The 20,761-nt window shown below is 58.6% G+C and carries 20 protein-coding genes, 1 tRNA gene, 1 other RNA gene and 1 pseudogene; 10 read left to right on the forward strand and 13 right to left on the reverse strand.

What is annotated here, in order from left to right:
• Positions 1-133 precede the first annotated feature (133 nt).
• Positions 134-352 carry a gas vesicle structural protein GvpA gene (gvpA, locus tag IQ265_RS08455; RefSeq protein ID WP_017300094.1) on the reverse strand — a complete coding sequence of 73 codons (219 nt, stop codon included), beginning with the start codon at positions 350-352 and terminating at the stop codon, positions 134-136.
• Between the two features lie 303 nt (positions 353-655).
• Here gvpA and IQ265_RS08460 point away from each other — a divergent pair, with 303 nt between their 5' ends.
• Positions 656-1,126 carry a tetratricopeptide repeat protein gene (locus tag IQ265_RS08460; protein ID WP_194052380.1) on the forward strand — a complete coding sequence of 157 codons (471 nt, stop codon included), beginning with the start codon at positions 656-658 and terminating at the stop codon, positions 1,124-1,126.
• A gap of 149 nt (positions 1,127-1,275) precedes the next feature.
• Positions 1,276-2,625: a glutamine synthetase family protein gene (locus IQ265_RS08465; protein ID WP_194052382.1), complete on the forward strand. Its 1,350-nt coding sequence runs from the start codon at positions 1,276-1,278 to the stop codon at positions 2,623-2,625.
• 96 nt (positions 2,626-2,721) lie between these two features.
• Here the strand turns inward: IQ265_RS08465 and IQ265_RS08470 are convergent, their stop codons facing one another.
• Entirely contained in the window at positions 2,722-4,488 is a 1,767-nt protein-coding gene (locus tag IQ265_RS08470) for an ABC transporter substrate-binding protein (RefSeq protein ID WP_194052649.1), read from the reverse strand.
• A 279-nt stretch (positions 4,489-4,767) separates the two neighbouring features.
• On the opposite strand from IQ265_RS08470, the gene IQ265_RS08475 reads away from it, so the two are divergent.
• Positions 4,768-5,502, forward strand: a complete 735-nt coding sequence (locus IQ265_RS08475; protein WP_194052384.1) for a GvpL/GvpF family gas vesicle protein — start codon at positions 4,768-4,770, stop codon at positions 5,500-5,502.
• A gap of 12 nt (positions 5,503-5,514) precedes the next feature.
• A complete protein-coding gene (locus IQ265_RS08480; protein WP_194052386.1) occupies positions 5,515-5,760 on the forward strand; it encodes a gas vesicle protein GvpG in 246 nt (81 codons plus the stop codon).
• A gap of 7 nt (positions 5,761-5,767) precedes the next feature.
• Here IQ265_RS08480 and IQ265_RS08485 read toward each other — a convergent pair.
• Both IQ265_RS08485 and argJ read right to left on the reverse strand, forming a co-directional pair.
• Positions 5,768-5,839: transfer RNA gene (locus IQ265_RS08485), tRNA-Gln, on the reverse strand.
• A 211-nt stretch (positions 5,840-6,050) separates the two neighbouring features.
• Positions 6,051-7,292, reverse strand: coding sequence for a bifunctional ornithine acetyltransferase/N-acetylglutamate synthase (argJ, locus tag IQ265_RS08490; protein ID WP_194052388.1), 1,242 nt, complete (start codon positions 7,290-7,292; stop codon positions 6,051-6,053).
• Between the two features lie 80 nt (positions 7,293-7,372).
• Between argJ and IQ265_RS08495 the strand changes: the two genes are divergently transcribed.
• A complete protein-coding gene (locus IQ265_RS08495; RefSeq protein WP_194052390.1) occupies positions 7,373-7,846 on the forward strand; it encodes a GNAT family N-acetyltransferase in 474 nt (157 codons plus the stop codon).
• 155 nt (positions 7,847-8,001) lie between these two features.
• Here IQ265_RS08495 and IQ265_RS08500 read toward each other — a convergent pair whose 3' ends face one another.
• The 4 genes and pseudogenes from IQ265_RS08500 to minC form a co-directional block, all read right to left on the reverse strand.
• Positions 8,002-8,409 (reverse strand): ferredoxin, encoded by a 408-nt coding sequence (locus IQ265_RS08500; RefSeq protein WP_194052392.1) that lies wholly within the window; start codon positions 8,407-8,409, stop codon positions 8,002-8,004.
• Positions 8,410-8,605: 196 nt separating this feature from the next.
• Positions 8,606-8,881 (reverse strand): annotated as a pseudogene (minE, locus tag IQ265_RS29875) (cell division topological specificity factor MinE); the annotation flags it as partial.
• Between the two features lie 55 nt (positions 8,882-8,936).
• Positions 8,937-9,734, reverse strand: a complete 798-nt coding sequence (gene minD, locus IQ265_RS08510) for a septum site-determining protein MinD (RefSeq protein WP_194052396.1) — start codon at positions 9,732-9,734, stop codon at positions 8,937-8,939.
• A gap of 208 nt (positions 9,735-9,942) precedes the next feature.
• On the reverse strand, positions 9,943-10,857 hold the full coding sequence (minC, locus tag IQ265_RS08515) for a septum site-determining protein MinC (protein WP_194052398.1): 915 nt from the start codon (positions 10,855-10,857) through the stop codon (positions 9,943-9,945).
• A gap of 148 nt (positions 10,858-11,005) precedes the next feature.
• Between minC and ssrS the strand changes: the two genes are divergently transcribed.
• The 3 genes from ssrS to IQ265_RS08530 all read left to right on the forward strand — a co-directional run bounded on the left by ssrS (position 11,006) and on the right by IQ265_RS08530 (position 14,001).
• A non-coding RNA gene (gene ssrS, locus IQ265_RS08520) (6S RNA) lies at positions 11,006-11,189 on the forward strand.
• A 173-nt stretch (positions 11,190-11,362) separates the two neighbouring features.
• The gene (locus IQ265_RS08525; protein ID WP_194052400.1) at positions 11,363-12,616 is read left to right on the forward strand and encodes a pitrilysin family protein; all 1,254 of its coding nucleotides are present in this window, start codon (positions 11,363-11,365) and stop codon (positions 12,614-12,616) included.
• 95 nt (positions 12,617-12,711) lie between these two features.
• Positions 12,712-14,001, forward strand: a complete 1,290-nt coding sequence (locus IQ265_RS08530; RefSeq protein WP_228037709.1) for a pitrilysin family protein — start codon at positions 12,712-12,714, stop codon at positions 13,999-14,001.
• Positions 14,002-14,160: 159 nt separating this feature from the next.
• Here the strand turns inward: IQ265_RS08530 and IQ265_RS08535 are convergent, their stop codons facing one another.
• Positions 14,161-14,823 (reverse strand): hypothetical protein, encoded by a 663-nt coding sequence (locus IQ265_RS08535; protein WP_194052402.1) that lies wholly within the window; start codon positions 14,821-14,823, stop codon positions 14,161-14,163.
• A 221-nt stretch (positions 14,824-15,044) separates the two neighbouring features.
• Here IQ265_RS08535 and IQ265_RS08540 point away from each other — a divergent pair, with 221 nt between their 5' ends.
• Both IQ265_RS08540 and IQ265_RS08545 read left to right on the forward strand, forming a co-directional pair.
• Entirely contained in the window at positions 15,045-15,854 is an 810-nt protein-coding gene (locus IQ265_RS08540; protein WP_347404932.1) for a sulfite exporter TauE/SafE family protein, read from the forward strand.
• A gap of 157 nt (positions 15,855-16,011) precedes the next feature.
• The gene (locus IQ265_RS08545) at positions 16,012-16,848 is read left to right on the forward strand and encodes a metallophosphoesterase (RefSeq protein ID WP_194052404.1); all 837 of its coding nucleotides are present in this window, start codon (positions 16,012-16,014) and stop codon (positions 16,846-16,848) included.
• A gap of 93 nt (positions 16,849-16,941) precedes the next feature.
• Here IQ265_RS08545 and IQ265_RS08550 read toward each other — a convergent pair whose 3' ends face one another.
• The 4 genes from IQ265_RS08550 to IQ265_RS08565 form a co-directional block, all read right to left on the reverse strand.
• Positions 16,942-17,772: an alpha/beta hydrolase gene (locus IQ265_RS08550; protein ID WP_194052405.1), complete on the reverse strand. Its 831-nt coding sequence runs from the start codon at positions 17,770-17,772 to the stop codon at positions 16,942-16,944.
• 91 nt (positions 17,773-17,863) lie between these two features.
• Entirely contained in the window at positions 17,864-18,616 is a 753-nt protein-coding gene (locus tag IQ265_RS08555; protein ID WP_228037710.1) for a lysophospholipid acyltransferase family protein, read from the reverse strand.
• 143 nt (positions 18,617-18,759) lie between these two features.
• A complete protein-coding gene (gene rlmN, locus IQ265_RS08560) occupies positions 18,760-19,836 on the reverse strand; it encodes a 23S rRNA (adenine(2503)-C(2))-methyltransferase RlmN (protein ID WP_228037711.1) in 1,077 nt (358 codons plus the stop codon).
• Positions 19,837-19,894: 58 nt separating this feature from the next.
• A complete protein-coding gene (locus tag IQ265_RS08565) occupies positions 19,895-20,758 on the reverse strand; it encodes a stomatin-like protein (RefSeq protein WP_194052407.1) in 864 nt (287 codons plus the stop codon).
• Between the last annotated feature and the right edge of the window lie 3 nt (positions 20,759-20,761).

A 20,761-nucleotide genomic window follows, 5' to 3' on the forward strand; every position in this document is an offset into this window, starting at 1 on the left:
CGACTTTCTAACGGAAGCCCGCCATTAACAACTAGCAAAAAATGTTGTTTTATGGAATTTATGGGGCAGATAAACAAGGGTCAAGCCCAGCATTCTACTGCCCCATAGGGTTGCAAAGAGCGGTAGTGCTTTGCTAGGCAGCGGGCACAGCAGCTTGAGCGGTTAGGCCAACGGCCTCGGCGTACTTGAGGTAGGTATCAACAGAAGCAATGACGACGCGAGCTTCGATAGCCAGCAGTTCAATACCAACTAGGGAAACACGAACCCAAGCATCAACAACAATGCCTTTGTCCAGAATGCGGTCAACAACTTCGGCCAAGCTAGAGGAAGAGTTTACTTTTTCAACAGCCATGATTTTGAACCCCTAAACAATTAATGTGTTCAATGAAATTGCAAGCATAGCTTCCTTAAATGCGCCTGATTGCTACTGCAAAGAAGCGGTAGAAACAATCTCGGTGCGTAGGGCTTCTTGTCTTGCACATTTGTAGTCTGCCCATCTGCTTAGAACAGCTCACAACTTTTGAAAAATCAGTTCATTTATTGTTACCTCTAGGGGGTTGAGCTATAGCCAAAACGGGCTTAATGCCCTTGGGCAGCTAATCTCAGCCGAATGCTAGATAATAGAAGCGCAACGCTACAGTCAGGCACAGGCATGATGGACGATTCAACCTTAGAAGTGCTGCTGCAAAGCCTGAAGCAAGCCGATGAGTATCAGCGCGAGCTGGCTACTGCCGCCCTCTGGCAGCGCTGGTTTTACCAAAAGGGAGCGGTGGGCAACCAGCGGCTGCAAGATGCCCAAACCCTGATAGACCAGGGCCAAATTGACGCGGCGGAGGCGTTGCTATCGGCCCTGGTGGCCGAATTGCCTGACTTTGCCGAAGCCTGGAACCGGCGAGCGGTACTCTACTTCATGCAGCATCGCTATCTGGAGGCGAAGGCCGACTGTCAGCAGGTCATTGAGCTAGTGCCATATCACTTCGGGGCCCTCCACGGGCTGGGGTTGTGCCATACCGCCCTGGAGCAGTACGAGGAGGCCATTCAAGCGTTTCGGCGGGCTCTGGTGGTGCAGCCCTACGCGCTCATTAACCAACGGTTGATTTTAGAATGCACGGCTCAGCTGAGCTGAGGGTTAATACCGCTTAGTTTTGGTTTGGACCCAGAAATTGGGCACAAAAAGCGCTAAGGCCACTAGAAACCTTCAACAGCCTTACGCTTGTAGGGGGTTTGAAGGAGCCTGGCCCAGACCCGACCACCCTACTTTGTCTAGAACCTGCTATGCCTCAAAACACCGCTGCAATTCTGGCCCGTTTGAAGGAGAGTAGCACTCGCTTTGTTCGGGTGGTGTGGTGTGACAACGGCAATGTCATTCGCGGCAAGGCCATCCACATAAATGCCCTAGCGCGACAGTTAGAAGGGGGAGAAGCGGTTGCCGTGGGGCTATCGGCGGCGCAGCAGGCGATTCCGGTGGTGGCAGATGCGGTGGCCCCTGGCAGCGGTCTCGGGCCGGTGGGGGAGGTGTGGCTGGTGCCTGACTGGAGAACGATTCAGAGTCTGCCCTATGCCCCTGGGCAGGCGCGGGTGATGGGCAACATGGTCAAGGACGGGCAGCCCTGGCCCTGGTGCTCGCGTCAGTTTCTAAACCGGATGGTCCAGCAGGCTAGCGAGCGGGGGCTGACCATTAAGGCGGCTTTTGAGCCAGAGTTTTATCTACTGCGGCAGGATGGGGAGACGATTTTCCCTGCGGATACTACACCCTTTGCGGCCACGCTGGCGATGGATATACATGGGGAGGTAATTGGGGCGATCGCCGATGCCCTTAGCGCCCAGGGCGTTGCCGTAGAGCAGTACTACCCCGAATCGGGGCCGGGGCAGCAGGAGATTTCGGTACGCTATACCGACGCGTTAGCGGCCGCCGACCAGCACATTGTCTACCGCGAAACCGTCAAGGCCGTGGCCCAGCAGCACGGACTGGTAGCCTCCTTTGTGCCAAAGCTGTTTGAGAACCAGGCGGGCAGCGGTTGTCACCTGCACCTGAGTCTTTGGCGGGGCGATCAGAACCTAATTCCAGATGGTGCGAGCGGGCTTTCAAACACCGCCAAGGCTTTTGCGGCTGGGCTGTTGCACCACCTGCCCGCTCTGATGGCGATTACTGCGCCCAGCCCCAACTCCTACCGTCGCCTGCGCCCCCACTGCTGGAGTGGAGCCTACTGCGCCTGGGGCATGGACAACCGGGAGGCCGCCTTGCGGGTGCCGAGTAATTTTGCCCAGCCCAGCCCAACCCATTTGGAGCTAAAGACCGTGGATGGGGCAGCTAACCCTTATCTAGCCCTGGGGAGCGCGATCGCAGCTGGTTTAGACGGTATGGCTCAAAGCTATACCCTGCCAGAGTCGGTTCAGCAAGACCCAGGGATGCTGTCTGAGGCCGAGCGGCGCGATCGCGGTATTGCCCTACTGCCCCAATCCTTGGCCGCAGCCCTGGCAGCCTTCGAGCAGGACACGGTGCTGCTAGAGGCGCTGGGTAAACCCCTAGCCCAAACGCACCTGGCCGTTCGCCGGGCCGAACTAGCCGCGATGGAAGGCATGACCATAGAGGCAGAGGCAGATCTACTGCGCGATCGCTACTAATGGCATTAATGGCGCTACTGACGATGTCGCGCCTGACTATACCGCTATGTTGAAGGCTGAGTTTTGCTACCCATAAACCTCCAGCCCATCCTTGCCCTACTCGACGGTTAACTCGTGGATATTCCATAGGGCACCACCCAGGGCCGTGTACTTGACCCCATTTACTCGGTTGCGCACAGCGGTGAGCGATAGGTTGTTAATTAAATAGGTAAAGGGCAGGTACTCCTGGGTAAGCTTCTGGGTTTCTTTGTACAGTTCAAAGCGCTCCTCTTCATCAATTACCTGGGCCGCTTGGACGTAGAGCTCGGCGATTCGTCGCTCCCAGTCGGCAGCCTGCCAGCCCTCTAGCGGGTCTTGGCCAGGGCCAGCGTTTTGGTTAAAGGCGTGGAGCGCCCCGTCGAGCAGCCAAACATTGGCACCGCCATTGGGTTCGGTGCCGCCGGTTAGGCCCAGCACTAGGGCTTCCCACTCCAGGCTATCGGTGAGGCGATCGACTAGGGCATTAAACGCAAGGGGCTGAAAATCGACCTGAATGCCTAATTTAGACAAGTCGTTTTTGATCTGGGCTCCAATCGATTCGCGAATTTTGTTGCCAGAGTTGGTAACGAGGGTAAAACGCACCCGGTTGCCTTCCCCATCTAGCAGCTGCCCAGCGCTGTTGTACTGAAAGCCGTTGGCCTGCAGCAGTTCTTTAGCCTTTTCAAGGTCGTAGTCGTAGGTGCGAATACCCATTTCAGGCGGGGCATAGAAGGGGCTGGGCACCGAAATTGGCGATGTCTGGGGCTGGCCGAGACCCTGAAAAATGTTGTTTACCATCGTCTGGCGATCGATGCCGTAGGAGATTGCCTGGCGAAAGGCCACGTTGTTAAACCAGGCCGATCGCACCGGGTTAACCAGAGGTTTGCCGTTGCGGCTGGCCCGGTTGAGGTTGAAGGCGAAGAAATTGGTACCCAGACCAGGGCCACCGTTGTAGATAGTAAAGTCGCCTCGTTCTTCTTCACGCTTTAGCAGCGAGAAAAAGTCGGGCTGTACGCTGTCCATATCCAGCCCGCCGGAGCGAAACTGAAAGAAGGAGGTATCGGTAGAGCCGACAATTTGCCAGACAACCTGTTCAACATAGGGTTGGGGGTTGCCCTGGTCATCCTTCTGCCAGTAGTAGGGGTTGCGCTCAAAAATGACCCGCTCTCCCGGCACATACTGGGCCAGCACGTAGGGGCCATTGCCCACAATTCTACGAGGCGGCGTATCGGTACCCCAGGTTGAGAGAAACAGCGGATTGCCCTGGGCATCGAGGTTTTCGACCGTTGGCCGAAGAATATGGGCCGGAATAATTTCTAGCGACGTGTTGCCCAGCATGGGCGCGAAGGGCTCGGGCAGTGTAAAGCGCACCCGGCGATCGTCAACTTTGCTGACCTCAGGCAGCAGCCCCTGGGTGCCAATGCGAAACCCGTCGCGGCTGTTGGTCAGAATGGCTGGGTTAAACAGGGTGTCGTAGGTAAACACCACATCGTCAGCGGTCAGCGGTTCGCCATCGGACCAGCGCAGCCCCTCGCGCAGGGTAAACTCCAGCAGCTTGCCATCGTCAGAGATCTCCCAGCTTTCGGCCAGGGCGGGCACCGTTTCGCCGCTGATGCCATCGGTGGTGGTCAGGCCCTCAAAAGTAAAGCCAAAGATATTCGGCGACTCTTGACTGAGGGTGGGGTTGAAGGTTTTGGGGTCGCTGAGGGTGCTGAGCACCAGCCGGGGCACATCGGCACTCGCCTGGGCAAACCGGGTAGGGTTGCAGCCAGTGCTCACCAGACCGATCACCAGCGCCAGCACCAGCGCCAAGACTTGCCTACCTCTAGCCCAGGTGCCTGTCATTAGCCAACGGTTGGTTGCCCCAGGTGCAATGGCCACAGTTGCGAGTCTCCTATCTGCCAAGACAATGCCTAAACACTATAGCGATTAACCCATAAAGATTGACATGCCGGGGCTTTGGCGCAGGAACAGTCGTAGGCCAAGTCTCTTTTCAGCGCTGAATCTGTCCCAGCGGAATTGTCTGGAGTTGAACCAGGGGCGATCGCCCCTCTGTCAAAAACACCCAGGCTTTAGGGCACCCTAGAGGCGTTCCCCCATCCGACGCCTCCCAAGAGATAACCTATGGCTGATCGCTACTATCTGTACGGTATTTTTCCGGCCCCTGGCCCCGCTGAGCTACCCCTAGATGGCTTAGATGAGCAAGCAGTGCAGGCTCAGCAGCTGGATAACTTTACCTTTCTTTATTCTCTTGCCTGCCAGAAACGCTATCTGTCGAGCCGCAAGAACCTGCTGGGCCACGAAAAAGTGCTGGAAGCTGCCATGGAGCAGGGCCACCGCACGCTGCTGCCGCTCCAGTTTGGGCTGATTGTCGACAGTTGGGAGCAGGTGCAGAACGATCTGGTCGCCCCCCATGCCGAGGACCTGGCGCAGCTGTTTCAGCGGCTCGATGGCTGCCGCGAGGTGAGCATTAAAGTGCAGTGGGAGCCATCGACAGAACTCGAAATGATGATGGCCGAAGACGGCACCCTGCGTGCCCAGCGCGACCAGTTGGAGGGCACCCAGCTGGGCATGGAGCAGGTGATTTTTATCGGTCAGCAGATTGAAGCGGCGATGGAGGCGCGCAAGCAGGGCATTGTGGAGCAATTTCGCCAGGCTCTGACCCCGCTGGCCAAGGACGTGCTCGAGAACGCACCCCAGACCGATGTGATGATTTACAACGCGGCCTACCTGATTCCATGGGAGAGCGAAACCGAGTTTAGCCAGGCCGTCAATGCCATAGACGCTACCTTTGGCGATCGCCTGCGCATTCGCTACAACAACTTTACCGCCCCCTACAACTTCGCCCAGCTCAACTAGCTGTCACCCCCTATGCTGCTAAAAGTTCTCTTTGCCCCCGTGCTCGGCCCCATTGAGGGGGTGAGCTGGGTGGCCAACAAACTCCTAGACCAGGCCGATGTGGCCACCAACGACCTTGAAAGTCTGAAAAAGCAGCTGCTCGCCCTTCAGCTCGCCTTTGATATGGGAGAGATTGCTGAAACAGACTTTGAAATTCAGGAAGAAGACATTCTCCTCGCCATCCAAGCCATTGAGGATGAAGAAGACGAAGATGAATGACCTAAAACTGGGGTGCTAGGATTCGAACCTAGGAATGCCGGGACCAAAACCCGGTGCCTTACCGCTTGGCGACACCCCATCGTTATCGCTTTGACAATATAGCAGGTCTAGCAGTACTACTGTCAAGGTGTCTGAGAAAACTTAGTGCCAGAACCTGCACTTTGCTACTGCACATGGTCTAAATGCATAGTCGGTGGCTGCGGGGCATAACTATGGAGCTGGCTCGCAACCGCCGTGCTAAACATCGCGCTGTTCCCCCCAAACTCAGTGGTGGCAGCTATACCCATGGCTCAGGTGGTGTATTCGGCGTTGATTTTGACGTAGTCGTAGCTGAGGTCGCAGCCCCAGGCCTGTCCTTTGCCGGGGCCATCACCCATGCTGATGTGGATAGCCACGGTGTCGGTCTTCAGATATTCGCCCTGGGTGGCCGCCGTCAGGTAGGCGCTGGCGGCGGGGCGATCGAAGGCCAGGGGCTGACCGTGCTCCATCAGCAAAAAGTCACCCAGCTGCACCCGCAGGTCGCTCTGGTCGAAGGTGACCCCGGCTCGTCCGGCGGCGGCGGCAATGCGGCCCCAGTTGGGGTCGTGGCCAAAGATGGCCGACTTGACCAGGGACGAGCCGGCGATCGCGCGGGCGACCTGGTTGGCGGCCGCCGTGTTGGCCGCCCCGGTGACGGTGACCTCGATTAGACAGGTGGCCCCTTCGCCGTCGCGGGCGACCGCCTTGGCCAGGTGCTGGCAAACGGCGGTGAGCATGGCCTCGAGTTGGTCGGCCTCGGCCCCTTCGTCGGTGATAGCGGGGGTGCGCGATGCACCATTGGCCAGGGCAATCAGGGTGTCGTTGGTGCTGGTGTCGCCGTCAACGGTGATCTGGTTGAAGCTGCGATCGGCGGCGCGGCGCAGCATGTCTTGCCACAGAGTGGGCGACACGGTGGCGTCGCAGGTAACAAAGGCCAGCATGGTAGCCATATTGGGGTGAATCATGCCAGAGCCCTTGGCAATGCCGCCAATGCGCACGGGGCGATCGTGGATGGTGGTTTCCATCGCGACGGATTTAGGCACCAGGTCGGTGGTAATAATGGCTCTGGCGGCGGCCTCAGAGCCCTCCGACGACAGGCTTTTCACCAGATTAGGAACGCCCGCCTTGAGCTGATCCATCTTGATCCGCTGGCCAATTACCCCGGTGGAGGCAATTAGCACGGCCTCGGGAATCAGGTTGAGGGCAGACCCGACAGCAACAGCGCTCTCGATCGTATCGACCCAGCCCTGGTTGCCGGTGCAGGCGTTGGCCTGACCGGCATTGACCAGAATGGCGCGGGCGCTGGGGCGAGCCTCAAGCCGCTGGCGGCAGTAGTCAACACAGGCGGCACGCACATGGCTGGTAGTGAAAACCCCCGCGGCGATCGCCTCAGCATCTGAGTAAATCAGCGCCAGATCCGGCGCACCGGAGGGTTTAAGCCCTGCTGCAATACCTGCCGCCTGAAATCCTTTGGGGGCCGTAATGCCACCCTCAACTAGCCGCCACTCTGCCATGCTGCTGTCATCCCATAGGTATTGCCGGGGATTATACCAAGCTTCTGTGGGGATGCTGCTGGACGTTCAAACACCAAATTATGCCCGCGATCGCCATCGTCAACTGTACAGAGCTTCAGCGGCAAACCATTGATCATCTGGTTGCAGAGAGCCTGCGGGAGGGCTTTCGGTTTGTGCAGCGGCTGGTTGAGGAGTATGACAGCGGCGTAAACCGCTTTGATCAACCTGGTGAGGCATTGCTCACCGCCATCGTGCAGGGGACGATAGTCGGCGTTGGCGGTCTCAATCGCGACCCCTATTTCAACGACCCTAAGGTGGGCCGATTGCGGCATGTGTACGTTGAAGCTGCCTGGCGCAGGCACGGGGTAGGGCGGGTTTTGGTTACGGCCCTCATAGATGCAGCCCAGCCGCACTACCAGCTTTTAACCCTGCGCACGGATACCCCTGCCGCCGATGAGTTTTATCAAACTTTGGGCTTCAAAACTGAGCCTCACTGGACCCACACTACCCACCATCTACAGCTCGGGAATGTGGGCGATTGCCCTGGGGAATAGCCGTCCCTAGCCCCTTTGGAGCGGCTTCACCAACGACTACGCTCAGGCCCTTCGACTACGCTCAGGGACCGGCTATGGCTATGGCTATTGTCGAGTGCCGCGCTAGCGGCATGGCCGTTGCCCGCCTAGTGCTGTTAGCTAGCGTGATCGGGTCCTCAGGGCTCTACCGTAGAGGCGAGGGAATGCTCCAGAAAGGCAAACTCTTCGACGACCTGGCCGCCAATCAAGTGTTCTTGAATGATGCGCTCAATTACCGCTGGGGTGGCGCTGTGGTACCAGACGCCATCGGGGTAAACCAGCAGAATAGGGCCTTTGTGGCAAACCCGCAGGCAGTTGGCCTTAGTGCGAAAAACAGAGGTGGGGCGATCGGCCGTGGGCTGATCTAATCCCAGCTCCTTGAGGCGGTTCTTGAGATAGTCCCAAGCGACGATGCTCTCGGCTTTGTCGCAGCACTTCGGTTTGGTCTGGTCGGCACAGATCAATACATGGTGCTGAATCGTGTTGAGCGCCAGGGCATCCACACAAGCGGTCAGAGAGTCACAGGCGTCGGGGGTGTTACTCATTGGGGATGACAGCAGGTTTTGTGGGGTCAGTGGACGCCTGTGATTCAGTAGGTGCTGGAGTTTCGGTGGGCACTGCGGATGGTTCGGTTCCTGAAGACGGTGTGTCAGGGGGTTCCGTTTCGGCAGATTCAGCGCTGGTAGCGGGAATCTCAGATACCGAGGCAGTTTCCGGCCCAGGGGAGGAAACCGCTTCGATCGCAGGCAGCTCCGGGCGCACCCGACGAATGGGCAGGTTGGCGATCAGCGCCGTCATGCGCTGGTCGCTTTCCAGGGTAAATTCTAGATGCTCCTGGTCCAGCTCGACGTAGCGAGAGACCACTTCGAGAATTTCCCGACGCATTTTTTCGACCACTTCGGGGGTGAGATCGGCGCGATCGTGGGCCAGCACGAACTGCAGCCGCTGCTTTACCTCAGCCCGGGGGGTAATGGTACGGCTGCGGTTAAACAGCTTATCGAGAAGTTCGCTTAGCATCGGCACTGGCGGCTAGGTAGAAGTAACATCGAACACCGGGATTAGTTGAGAGAACTTAGCCGCGAAAAAAGCGGCGCAGGCGACTAAATAAGTCGTCGTGGGTAGCGTTGAGGTCAATGAGGGGTACCTCTTCGCCCAGCAGGCGGCGGGCCACGTTATTAAAGGCGACCCCGGCCAGGGAGAGCTGTTTGTCGAGCACCAGGGGTTCGCCCCGGTTCGACGACACAATCACCCGCTCGTCGTCGGGCACCACCCCCAGCAGGGGCACAGCGAGAATATCGAGCACATCGCGCACCGACATCATCTGGTCTTCCTGCACCATTTTGGGCTTGATGCGGTTGATCAGCAGCTTGGTGAATTTCACGTCATTGGCTTCGAGTAGGCCAATGACCCGGTCGGCGTCGCGCACGGCAGAAATTTCGGGGGTGGTGACGACGATCGCTTCTTTGGCGGGAGCGATCGCATTTTGAAAGCCCATCTCGATGCCCGCCGGACAGTCGATCAAAATAAAGTCGTTGCTGGGGGCCAGACCCGCCACCAACTCTTTCATTTGGCTGGGGGTAATGGCTTCCTTGTTGCGGTTTTGAGCCGCTGCCAGCAGCCCCAGGGTGGGCTGGCGCTTGTCTTTAACCAGGGCTTTTTCCACTGTGCAGTCGCCCGCCAGTACGTCGAGGGCTGTGTAGACAATGCGATTTTCTAAGCCCAGCAGCAGGTCGAGGTTGCGCAGGCCAAAGTCGGCATCGACGACGGCGACCCGCTGATTGCGCTGGGCCAGGGCCATACCCAGGTTGGCGGTGCAGGTGCTCTTGCCGACGCCCCCTTTGCCCGAGGTCATTACGATAATGCGAGTCATGGACGAACCCAACTTTCCTTAAGGAACCAACTACCCGACTAAAACAACCGTTAATAATACGCTATGGGTGCAAGCTAAGGACTGTGAACTTAGTCGATCGATAAGGTGCAGGGTATAGGCTATGGGGCTCAAGGACTGCCGTGAACCCTATACCCTATACTCTGCACCCCTTTGACCTATCACCTTTAGCTTGGCAGACTCCATAAACCTAAAACCCATCAGTCGGCTGTGCCCCCTGCCCCAGGGTGGCGTCGAAGTTTTGGCGGGCAAAGGCCTGGGCCTGGGCAATGCGAATGCCGTTGTTACCCACGTAGGCCACCTCGGGCAGGTAGTCGGCGCTGGGGCTATCGGGGGCGCGGGCGACCAGGTCGGCCAGGCGCAGCTGGGTAGGCTGCATCTGTAGGGCCATAATGTAGCGATCGCGATCGCCCCCAAACCCCGCATGGGCAATGCCCCGCAGCCGCCCCCAAACGAGAATGTCACCCTCCGCCACCAGCGAGCTGCCGGGGTTGACATCGCCCAGCACAATGATCGTACCGGGATGGCGAATTTCAACCCCCGATCGCACCGTAGTTTGCAGGTATAGGGGTTCGGCCAGGGGCTTGCCCGGAGCTGGGGGCGACTGCACCAGGGTATCTACGGTCTCCAGCTGATCGACCGAGTAGCCAGCGGTGACAGCGGCTATGGCCGTCTGGCGGCGGCTGGTGACTACCCGTTTGAGGGTGAGCTGGGCGGCGGCGAGCACCTCCTCTAGCGCCTGGAGCTGGCGGGCATCGAGCAGGCGATCGCGGGCGGCCAGATGCACGACCGTATTGGGTTGCCAAAAGGGTTCACCAACCTTCAGCCGCTGCTTGAAGTGCTGCAACAGCTCCCCCCAAACCAGGGCACCTCCTTCCGCCTCGCTCTGAGGCCCGTTGGGCATCAGCAGCACCAGATGATCGCCCTCATTGCGCAGCCGCAGCTGGGTACGAGGGTCAATGGGTGGCACTGGCTGGGGTGGCTCGGTAGGGGTTGATGGCTCGGGAGCAGACACCTCCGGCGCGGGGGTAGACGCGTCGATAGGGGTATCGGTACTGGGGTCGATGGCCGAATCGGTTACGGCAGCTGAGTCGTCGGAAGCCATAGGTGCCAGCAGGGGATGAGAAGACCGGGGCAAGCGCGGTGCTGCCATATTAGATCACTGCGGCGGGGATGACAGGTCAAATAACCCATTCAAGAAGGTCGGGTTTCCCCTTGCGGTTTACCCCAGGCTATTGGTTATAGTGAATGAAGTCTCACTACGGCGTTGGTGACTGCCAACAATGTTTGTCGATCTATGTTTGTTCCGAACGGGAGCCAAGTTGCATCGGCGGCAGTAGACCGAGCTTGTACTCGGAAACTTTAAGCCAAATGCCACGGCACCCCCCTGGTTTTCCCAGGTCGGAAACTGAGGCAAGACGGCGCTGCGGTGAGACCCTTCAATATTTTTGCCATTCCCCTGTCCGCCTGGATGGGGGAATTGTTTTAGAAATGTGATTTAGCTTACTTGAGCGCTAGTATTGACACATAGCTAGACCCACAGCTGGATATGGCGATGGTGACCAGCTTGGCTGAGGGATTGCTGAGTATTTTTTGTAGGGCCTGCGCCGTTGAATTCGGTTGATTTTCCCGCCAGTGTAATTCGTTTGGAGAATGGGCTGACCCTGATCCACCAGGAGATTGCGGCCACCCCTGTTGTGGTTGCCGACGTGTGGGTGAGGGCTGGGGCGATCGCCGAACCGGCAGAGTGGGCGGGTATGGCCCACTTTCTAGAGCACATGATTTTTAAGGGCACCGACCAGCTGCCGCCGGGGGTATTCGACTACGCGATCGAGACCCAGGGGGGCATGACCAACGCGGCTACCAGCCACGACTACGCCCATTTTTATATCGCTATCGCGGCCGACATGCTGCCCCAGACGCTGCCCTACCTGGCCGATCTGCTGCTGCACGCCGCTATTCCCGCCGATGAGTTTGGCCGCGAGCGCCAGGTGGTGCTCGAAGAAATTCGCCAGGCGCAGGATGACCCCGACTGGTTAGGCTACCAGGCAATGTCGGAGCTGATTTACCAAGACCACCCCTACGGTCGCCCGGTGCTGGGCACGGCAGAAATTTTGCAGCAGCGATCGCCCGAAGAGATGCGCTGCTTTCACCAGGCCCACTACCAGCCCGACCAAATGACGGTAGTCATTACCGGCGGCATTCCGCTAGAGCCAACGGTGGAGCTGGTCAAACACGCCTTTCGCGGCTTTGCCCCACCGCCCCCCTGCCCCCCGGCGGCGAGTTCGCGGGTGCCCTCGCTGCCCGGCGTGCGGCGCGAGGTGCTCCACCTGCCGCGCCTAGAGCAGTCGCGGCTGACCATGGCCTGGCTGGCCCCCGGCATTGGCCAGCTCGAAACCGCCTACGGGCTGGATTTGCTGGCGGCGATTTTGGCCGAGGGGCGATCGTCGCGGCTGGTGCGCGAGCTGCGAGAAGACCGTCAGCTCGTGCAGGATGTTGGGGCCGGGTTCTCGCTCCAGCGGGAGTGCAGCCTGTTTACCATCCAGGCCTGGCTGGAGGGCGACGATGTTGATCGGGTGGAGGCAATTGTGTGCGATCGCCTCAGCGAACTGGCGGCCAAGCCAATCAGCGAGGCCGAGCTAACCCGAGCCCAACGCCTGCTGTGCAACGACTACGCTTTTTCGACCGAGGCCCCAGGGCAGCTGGCGGGGCTATACGGCTACTACGGCACCATTGCCGCCGCCGATCGCTGTCTTTCCTACGTGCCCATCCTGCAAAGCTATACCGGCGACCGCCTGCGATCGCTGGCTGACCAGTACCTCACACCCCTGCGCTATGTCTCCACCATTCTGCACCCCGCCTAGTTTGCCTGGCGCGATCGCCTGGGCAGACTACAGCCTGGGCGGTCTATAGTTAGACTGGCCTGCCGCTCAATTTTGTTCTCCAAACAGCTTATTTCTTGCCTGTGACAGCCTCCCTTCTCCAAGCGCCTCGCCTGCACCGCACCGTTCTCGCCAATGGCTTAACGGTCCTGGTTTTAGAAAACCCGGTTGCCGACATTGTCTCCGCCCGACTGTTTATTCGAGCCGGCAGCACCTTTGAAGCTCCCCACCAGGCCGGGTTAGTGAGCTTTTTAATGGGGCTACTGACCAAAGGTAGCGATACCCTCTCCTCGATGGCGATCGCCGAAACCGTTGAGTCGGTCGGAGCCAGCCTGGGTACCGATGCCGCCGCCGACTACAGCGTCATCAGCCTCAAAACCGTCTCCGCCGACTTCGCCGAAATTTTTGCCCTGGCCGCCACCGTGCTACGCCAGCCCAGCTTTCCCCCTGACGAAATTGACCTGGAGCGCCGCCTCACCCTGCAGCAAATACGCTCCATGCAGGAGCAGCCCTTCACCGTAGCCTTCAACCAGCTGCGCCGCGATATGTACGGCGAGCACCCCTACGCTCTGCCCGGCATTGGCACCGAGGCCACGGTTTCTGCCATCACCCAGCAGGACCTAGTTGACTTCCACCGCCAGCACATGCGCCCCGACAACGTGGTCGTCACCATTGTGGGCCGCATTGCCCCCGAAGCCGCCCTTGCCCAGGTGGAGAAGACCCTGGGCGACTGGATGGCTCCAGCCACACCCCTCCCGGCCCTCACCCTGCCTCCGGTGACCTCAGCGCCCACCTGCTCGGTAGTCACGCAGGACACCAACCAGGCGATCGTTATGGTCGGCTACCCGGCGGCCTCGGTCAAGCACCCTGCCTACCCCGCCCTCAAGCTGATTAACACTTACCTGGGCAATGGCCTCTCCAGCCGCCTGTTTGTGGAGCTGCGCGAAAAACGCGGCCTAGCCTATGACGTGTCGGCTTTTTACCCCACTCGCCTGGGGCTGTCGCAGTTTGTGGCCTACATTGGCACCGCCCCCGAAAACGCCGCCACTGCCCTAGAGGGCCTGCGGTTCGAGGTCGAGCGCTTGCAAACCACCGTGCTCTCCGACGAAGAGCTACAGTCGGCCAAAAACAAGCTGCTGGGCCAGTACGCCCTGGGCAAACAGACCAACGCCCAGATCGCTCAACTGCTGGGCTGGTACGAGATTTTGGGCCTGGGGGTCGAGTACGACCAGCAGTTTCAGGACATGGTGGCCGCCGTCACAGTACTGGATGCCGAAGCTGTGGCCCAAGAATTTTTCCACACCCCATACATTTCGCTGCTGGGGCCAGAGGCTGCCGTTGCTCCCCTAGCCGCCGCCCAAGCTTAAACTAAATTCTGAGGCGCAACCGAAGGTGTAACGATCGCAATCAGCGGTGACTTACACCTCTGTATCCATACCACTAATTGTCGCTTGTCCGTTGCATAGCTCTTGTTATAAGGCTTTTATTTCTACTCGGCCCCTCTAGCCTCAATGCACTAATGCAACTTAAATTACTTTAGTAAGAATTACTTGTTGCCGTTTAGATGTTTCTGCAAAACAGGTTTTGAAGTCTTGAATAGTTTTACGGCATTCTTCAAGCCAGTAATTCGGGTCATATTCAAGGGAATTAAAGTGGCGAATTAACTCATCTGATTCAACTTGATTTAGCACATTAGCAATCGTGTTAACTTGCTCTGGCAGAAGATAACGCAAGTCTGACGTTAGTTTAATACGCTCACCTCCCCAAATTGCTGTATGAGCAAATTCAGTATCCAACGTTGGAAACTTTATCTTTAGCTCTTCCAACAGAAATGAATAAATTTGCTCATCTGTTCGTCTGTCAAAATAGACCTTTCGCTGCACAAGAAGTGGATCATCTGCTTTTAATTGCTCCAACCGCTGTTCCAAAAGGTTACAGTATGCCTCTAATTCCGCCTCAGACTTAAAGGGGTTGTCCAATATTCCTGCCATTGCTTTGTAATCCTGTCTGAATTCTTCTATTGGGCTTGACAAGCTTCCAAAGCTAGTCGTAGAAGGTCGTGTGAACCAAAAAAACATTCCACCTCCGCAACCCCATAGTTGATCAATCAATATGTGCAGCTTTTCATCAGTGTGAATCTGTTCAAAGAATTCAACAGGTATGGCTTGCTTCTCAACGGAATGTCCCATCCTTATACCTCTTCTAATATTGAGCAATGGTTTCGTTGGGGTTTCGCTATCGCTAACCTAACCTATGGCAGAATCAAGGTTTCGAGAGTTTTGTTAATCAAGCAGGTTCTAAGCACCAATGTTTTGTTGCTCCCAATGGCTAACATCTGCGGCCTCGCCAACGGGTAAGATGAATCGATCGCCTGACTGACAGACGCTGCTAAACCGCTAGAGGGATTGCTGTGGGAAGTGGACTGATTTTAGCGCTGGTGGGGCTGCTGGCCGGGGTGCTGGCGGGGTTTTTGGGCATTGGCGGCGGCACGGTGATGGTGCCTGTGATGGTCGCTTTGGGAATGTCGGGGGTGCAGGCGGTAGGGACGAGCACGCTTGCGATCGCCCTGATCGCCCTGGTGGGCAGCGTGCAAAACTGGCGCATGGGCTTTCTTAAGCTCAACCATGTGGCCATGCTGGGCCTGCCCGCCCTGGTTACCGCCTATCTGGGCAAAGAGCTGGCCACCGCCCTGCCCAACTACGCGCTGTTAGGGATATTTGGCCTGTTTCTGCTGTTCAATATTTATCTGATTGGCATCAAAAAACAGGTGGTGCGCCAGGCCCAGCGCAGCGAATCTGCTGGCCTACCCGTTACAAATTCCACACCACTGCCCGTGTCGCCCACGATCGCTCGGCTGAGCATTGGCGGGCTGGCCGGGTTTCTGGCGGGGCTATTTGGGGTGGGCGGCGGCGTGGTGATGGTGCCATTACAAATTTTGCTGCTGCACGAGCCGATTAAGGTCGCGGTGCAGACCAGCCTGGGGGCGATCGTGATTACCGGGCTGTGGGCTTGTCTGTGGCATGCCCTGGCGGGCAACGTACTGCTGACGACGGGGCTAATCTTGGGGGCAGCGGGGGCGATTGGCGTACAGGTTAGCACCCGCTACCTGCCTCGGCTGCCCGACCAGGCGGTGACCATTATGTTTCGGGCACTGCTGGCACTGCTGGCCGGATACTTCTTCTTCAAAGCCTGGGATAGCTACACGGCCCTGACTGCGTAGGCCTGTTCTAGCCGAATCGATTCGCGCTCAGGGCGTGACCTGAGGTTAATTTTTCATCGTACAGAATTTTTTGATCATCGCGGCTGAAGAATTGCTCCAACCAGTGGCAGCTCAAGGTTAAACGGGCTAGCGTGCGAATGATGCGTTTTCAACCCCTATGCGCCCGCTGTTCACTGGCCCCCTCACCGTTGAAACGGTAACTGTTCCGATTTGTGACCTGCCTGGGCGACTTGAGGGGTGTCGCATTGTGCAGCTGTCTGACTTTCACTTCGATGGCGAACGCCTCTCAGTTGGGCTGTTGCAGCAGGCAATCGATCGCGTCAACGACCTGAAGCCCGACTTGGTTGCCCTTACCGGCGACTACGTCACCCATGACCCGGCCCCTATTTTTACCCTGGTGACCTACCTCAGCCAGCTTAAGAGCCGCTACGGCACCGTGGCCGTGCTGGGCAACCACGACAACCGCACTCTGGGCGGGCGGTACACTATTCTGCGATCGCTCCAGCAGGCCGGTATTTGCACCCTGTGGAACGATATTGCCTACCCCCTGGGCGACGACCTGCCGGTGGTGGGGCTAGCCGATTTTTGGTCGCGCGAGTTTCGTACCGCCCATCGGGTGCTCAAGACCCTGCCTGCGTCTCAGCCCCGCCTCGTGCTCTCCCACAACCCCGACAGCGCCGAGGTTTTAGCCCGCTGGCGGATCGACTTGCAGCTCTCGGGGCACACCCACGGCGGCCAAATTGTGCTGCCCGGCGTTGGGCCAGCCGCAGCTGTCAGTCAGGCGCTGCGGCTGGCGGTGCTGTCAAAGCTACCCTTTGACCGCCCCCACCGCAAGCGCAAACGCTTAAAGATTGTGCACCACTGGGAATGGGTGTCGGGACTGCACAGGGTGGGGGCAAACCATCTGTACATTAATCGGGGGTTGGGCACCTACGCGCCAGGGCGGTTGGGGTGCCCGCCAGAGGTGACGGTGGTGGAGCTGGTAAGCGGGTAGGCGGGTAGGTGGGTGCTTCGGAATAGGTTTCGTTGATGGGGGCGATGCCGACGAAAGCGATCGCGATTTGAAGCTGAAAACTCTCCAGGGGAGTCAGGTGGCAAGGGGAGCGGGTTGATTGCCTGAGGGCAATTTTTCGCTGTCGCGGATTTGGTTGGGCAAAAACCCTACCGCTCCCATAATGGCCCCCAGGTTGACGCCGTCCTCGAGCAAGCTGGCGTGGCCGCTGTGAGGCAGGGGGTAAATGCGGGGGTTGGGCAGCAGCTCGGCCAGGCGCTGGGCTTCTTCTAGGGAGGGCAGCAGGCGATCGCCCAGGGAGGCCACCAGCAGCGTGGGTGCGGTCACCCGCTGCAGCTGCAGTGGCTCTAGGCGAAACTGCGACAGCAGCGCCATCCGCCAGGCGGCACTGCTCTGGGTCACCGCCGTCATAGCTCGCATTAGCGCCTGCCGATTGACCTCGCCAATGCGGCTGAGGTTGGCCAGCACCGGCAGGCTAAACAGGTTAGAACTCTGGTAGAGCGGCGGGGCTACCCAGGGAGTGAGGTTGGCCACCCAGTGCAGCCACGGAAAGCGGTGGAACGACGAGGCCGAGTTAATCAAAATCAGGTGGCTAGCCAGGGCTGGGGCCAGCGCCACAATGCGTAGCGCCAGACAGGCCCCAAACGACTCGCCACAGAGGTAAACCGGAGCCATGCCCGCCTCCTGACGAATTAACTGCACAGCCTGGTGGGCCAAACGCTCCCACGACGACAGGTCATCGCCCGGTATGACCAGGCAGCGAATATCAAAGTGAGATTTGAGACCAGCGCTTTGCAGCGCAAAGAGTTCGCCGCTGCCATCCATACCGGGCAGGTAGACAAACATAGGTCGGTTGGGGTGTTTACCGGTAGGGGCGTAGAGCTTGAGGGGAACAGGTTCAGCCATAGATGATTAATGCAGACGATGGGTTAGCCCTGAGATTAGCAAAGCGGCCTTAGCTCCATGCGGCAGATCCCAAAACGGCGGCCCCAAGCTATCAGTAGCACCCCTGTTTTAACAGCTCCGCAATTTCATTCTCGCAGCACTGGGTCAACTCGGTGGCCATATCATGGGAGCCTTTAGCGCGGTAGCGCGATCGCAGGCGTGCATCGACCCGTACCGGACGCCCAATTAGCAGGTTTACCTCCTGGTAAAACACCGCCGGGTGCCACCCCGGCTGCTGAAACAGTGGCTCAGAGGAGTCAAAGAGACTCAGCCAGCGCAGGGGCACAACCGAGTTGGTGGTTTCTCGGTGGGCCGCGATCGCAACCGGCACAATCGCCAACTCATCGACTCGCGCCCGCAGGGCCAGGTGGGCAAACCCGCGGTGAAAGCTATTCAAATTGTCGGGGGTAGTCTTGTTGACCATGGGGGCCGCCCCCTCTGGAAAGATGCCCACCGCCTCGCCATCGCTCAAGGCATTCATAGCGCGGCGAAAGAAGGCGGTTTGGCCCTTGTCAGGGGCATCGAGGGGTAGGCAGCCCAGCGCGTTGATCAGGTTGCGCAAACCAGGCACCTGGCTCATGTAGTGGTGGCAGGCAAAACGCACCGGGCGACCCACAGCGCTCATCAGCAGCGGCGCATCCATAATGCTGCGGTGGTTGCTAACCACCACCAGGGGCTGATGGGGCGGCAGGCGATCGCGCCCGTGGACCGACATTTTTACCTGTGACAGAGCCAGCAGCCAGTTAGACATGTCCAACGGGTTAGCGCTTAGAGACGTCAGCGGGGGTACAGGAGCTAAGGCCATGCAAACCTACAGAGAAGAAGGACGGCTTAGCCACCCTGAGCGATGGGCAGCAAAACCTTAGTCCTCATAACGTAGCAAAATCTCAGGGCATCAGAAGGCGGCAAACCCACCATTCTCAGCGAGATCTCCCCATCGATAGACCATTAGGGTTGAGAGGCGCGCAGCTGCCCACAGGCCGCATTTTCGTCTAGCCCACGGGAGTAGCGTACCGTCACGGCAATGCGGCGCGACTCTAGCTCGTTCACGAAATTGCGAATACTGGCCTCACTGGGGCGCTGGTAGTCGGCCTCACTGATGGGGTTATAGGGAATCAGGTTGACGTGGCTCTGGAAACCGCGCAGGTGCTGGGCCAGCTCGGCGGCGTTGGCGGGTTGGTCGTTGAGCCCGGCCAGCAAAATATACTCAAAGGTCACCCGCCGCCCGGTGATCTGCACGTACTCGCGGCACTCGTCGAGCAGCACCGCCAGGGGATACGCCCCGGCGCTAGGAATCAGCTGCAGCCGCTGGGGCTGGTTAGAGGCGTGCAGACTGACCGCCAGGGTGACCTGGAGCTGCTCTGCGGCCAGGGCGCGAATGCGTCCCGGCACCCCTACCGTAGACAGGGTCATGGCTCGCTGGCCGATGCCCACGTCGCGGTTGAGGCAGCGAATGGCGGCTACCACGTTAGTCACATTCAGCAGCGGCTCGCCCATGCCCATAAACACAATGTGGCTAACCCGCTGGCCAAAGTCCTCCTGCACCGTCAGCACCTGGTCCACAATTTCGTGGGTGGCCAAGTTGCGCATAAACCCGCCCTTGCCCGTGGCGCAGAAGTCGCAGGCCATGGGACAGCCCACCTGAGACGACACACACACCGTCAGCCGCTTGGCCGAAGGAATGCCAACGGTTTCAATAATTTGGCCATCGGCCAGCTTGAGCAAGTATTTCACCGTGCCGTCGCTGGCCACCACCCGGTGGTGCAGGGCCGATCGGCCCAGGTCAACGGCTTCCATTGCCTGCCGCCAGGCTTTGGGGAAGACGGTAATGTCTTGCAGCGATCGCGCCCCCTGCTGATAGAGCCACTGGTAGAGCTGCTTGCCGCGATAGCCCGGCTGCCCCTGGGCCTGCACCCACTCGGTCAGCTCCTCTAGCGATTTGCCCAGCAGCGGGGGCTCTGACAGCCCTCTCTCCTCAGCAAGGACGGGCGTGGGGAATTGATTGGATTGGGAGATGACAGCCATAACCGCAGTGAATGCACAGTATTCAATGGTAGCGATGATCGAGTGCGATCATCGGGTTCTAATTGCTCTGGCGGCGGCGGCTGGGGAAATCGTCGGAGTCGGCCCTGGGGTTCGGGGTGGTGGTGTCGGTTCCCATCAGCTCAACTAACCCCTCTGTCAGCATCTTAGGATCCATGAAGAGCACTTTAGAGTTTTCGCTTACCCCCAGCTTTTCGTTGGCTTCGACATAGCGCTGGGCCAGCAGATAGTTAAGGATCTCGCTGGTATCGCCGCGATTGGCCAAGGCTCCAGACAGCATTTGAATCGACTGCACCGTGGCCTCGGCCCGTTTGATAGCGGCCTCCTGCTCTCCCTGGGCCTCGAGCACCGTAGCCCGGCTTTTCAGCTCTGCCGCCTGCTGCAGCTGCATCGATCGCCGCACCTCGTCGGGTGGAGTAATCTCTTGCACCTCCACGCGAGTTACCTTCACGCCCCAGGGCTCAGTCGCTTCATCAAGCTGAGATAGCAGCGCCCGGTTGAGCTCATCGCGCGATGAGAAGGTTTTCTCAAACTCCATCTTGCCGATTTCCGATCGCAGGGTGGTAATCACCAATTCTTCAATGCCCTGCTCGACGTTTTCAATCGCGTAATAGGTCAGCTCCAGCTCCAGAATGCGCCAGTACACCACCGCATCGACGTCTAGAAAGACGTTGTCTTTGGTAATTGCCGCCTGCTTATCGACATCGAGAATTTGTTCGCGCACGCTGTCGCGCAGCACGATGTAGTCAAGCACCGGCACAATAAAATTTAGCCCTGGCTTGAGCTTGCGGTGGTACCGCCCCAGCCGCTCAACTAGAGCTTCCGTGCCCTGGTTGATAATGCGTACCGAACCTACGGTGTAACCAATAATGATTAACGCCAAAATTCCAATAATCGACGGCACGGC

Origin of the sequence: Nodosilinea sp. LEGE 06152 (assembly GCF_015207525.1) — a bacterium.
Classification (GTDB): Bacteria; Cyanobacteriota; Cyanobacteriia; order Phormidesmidales; family Phormidesmidaceae; genus Nodosilinea.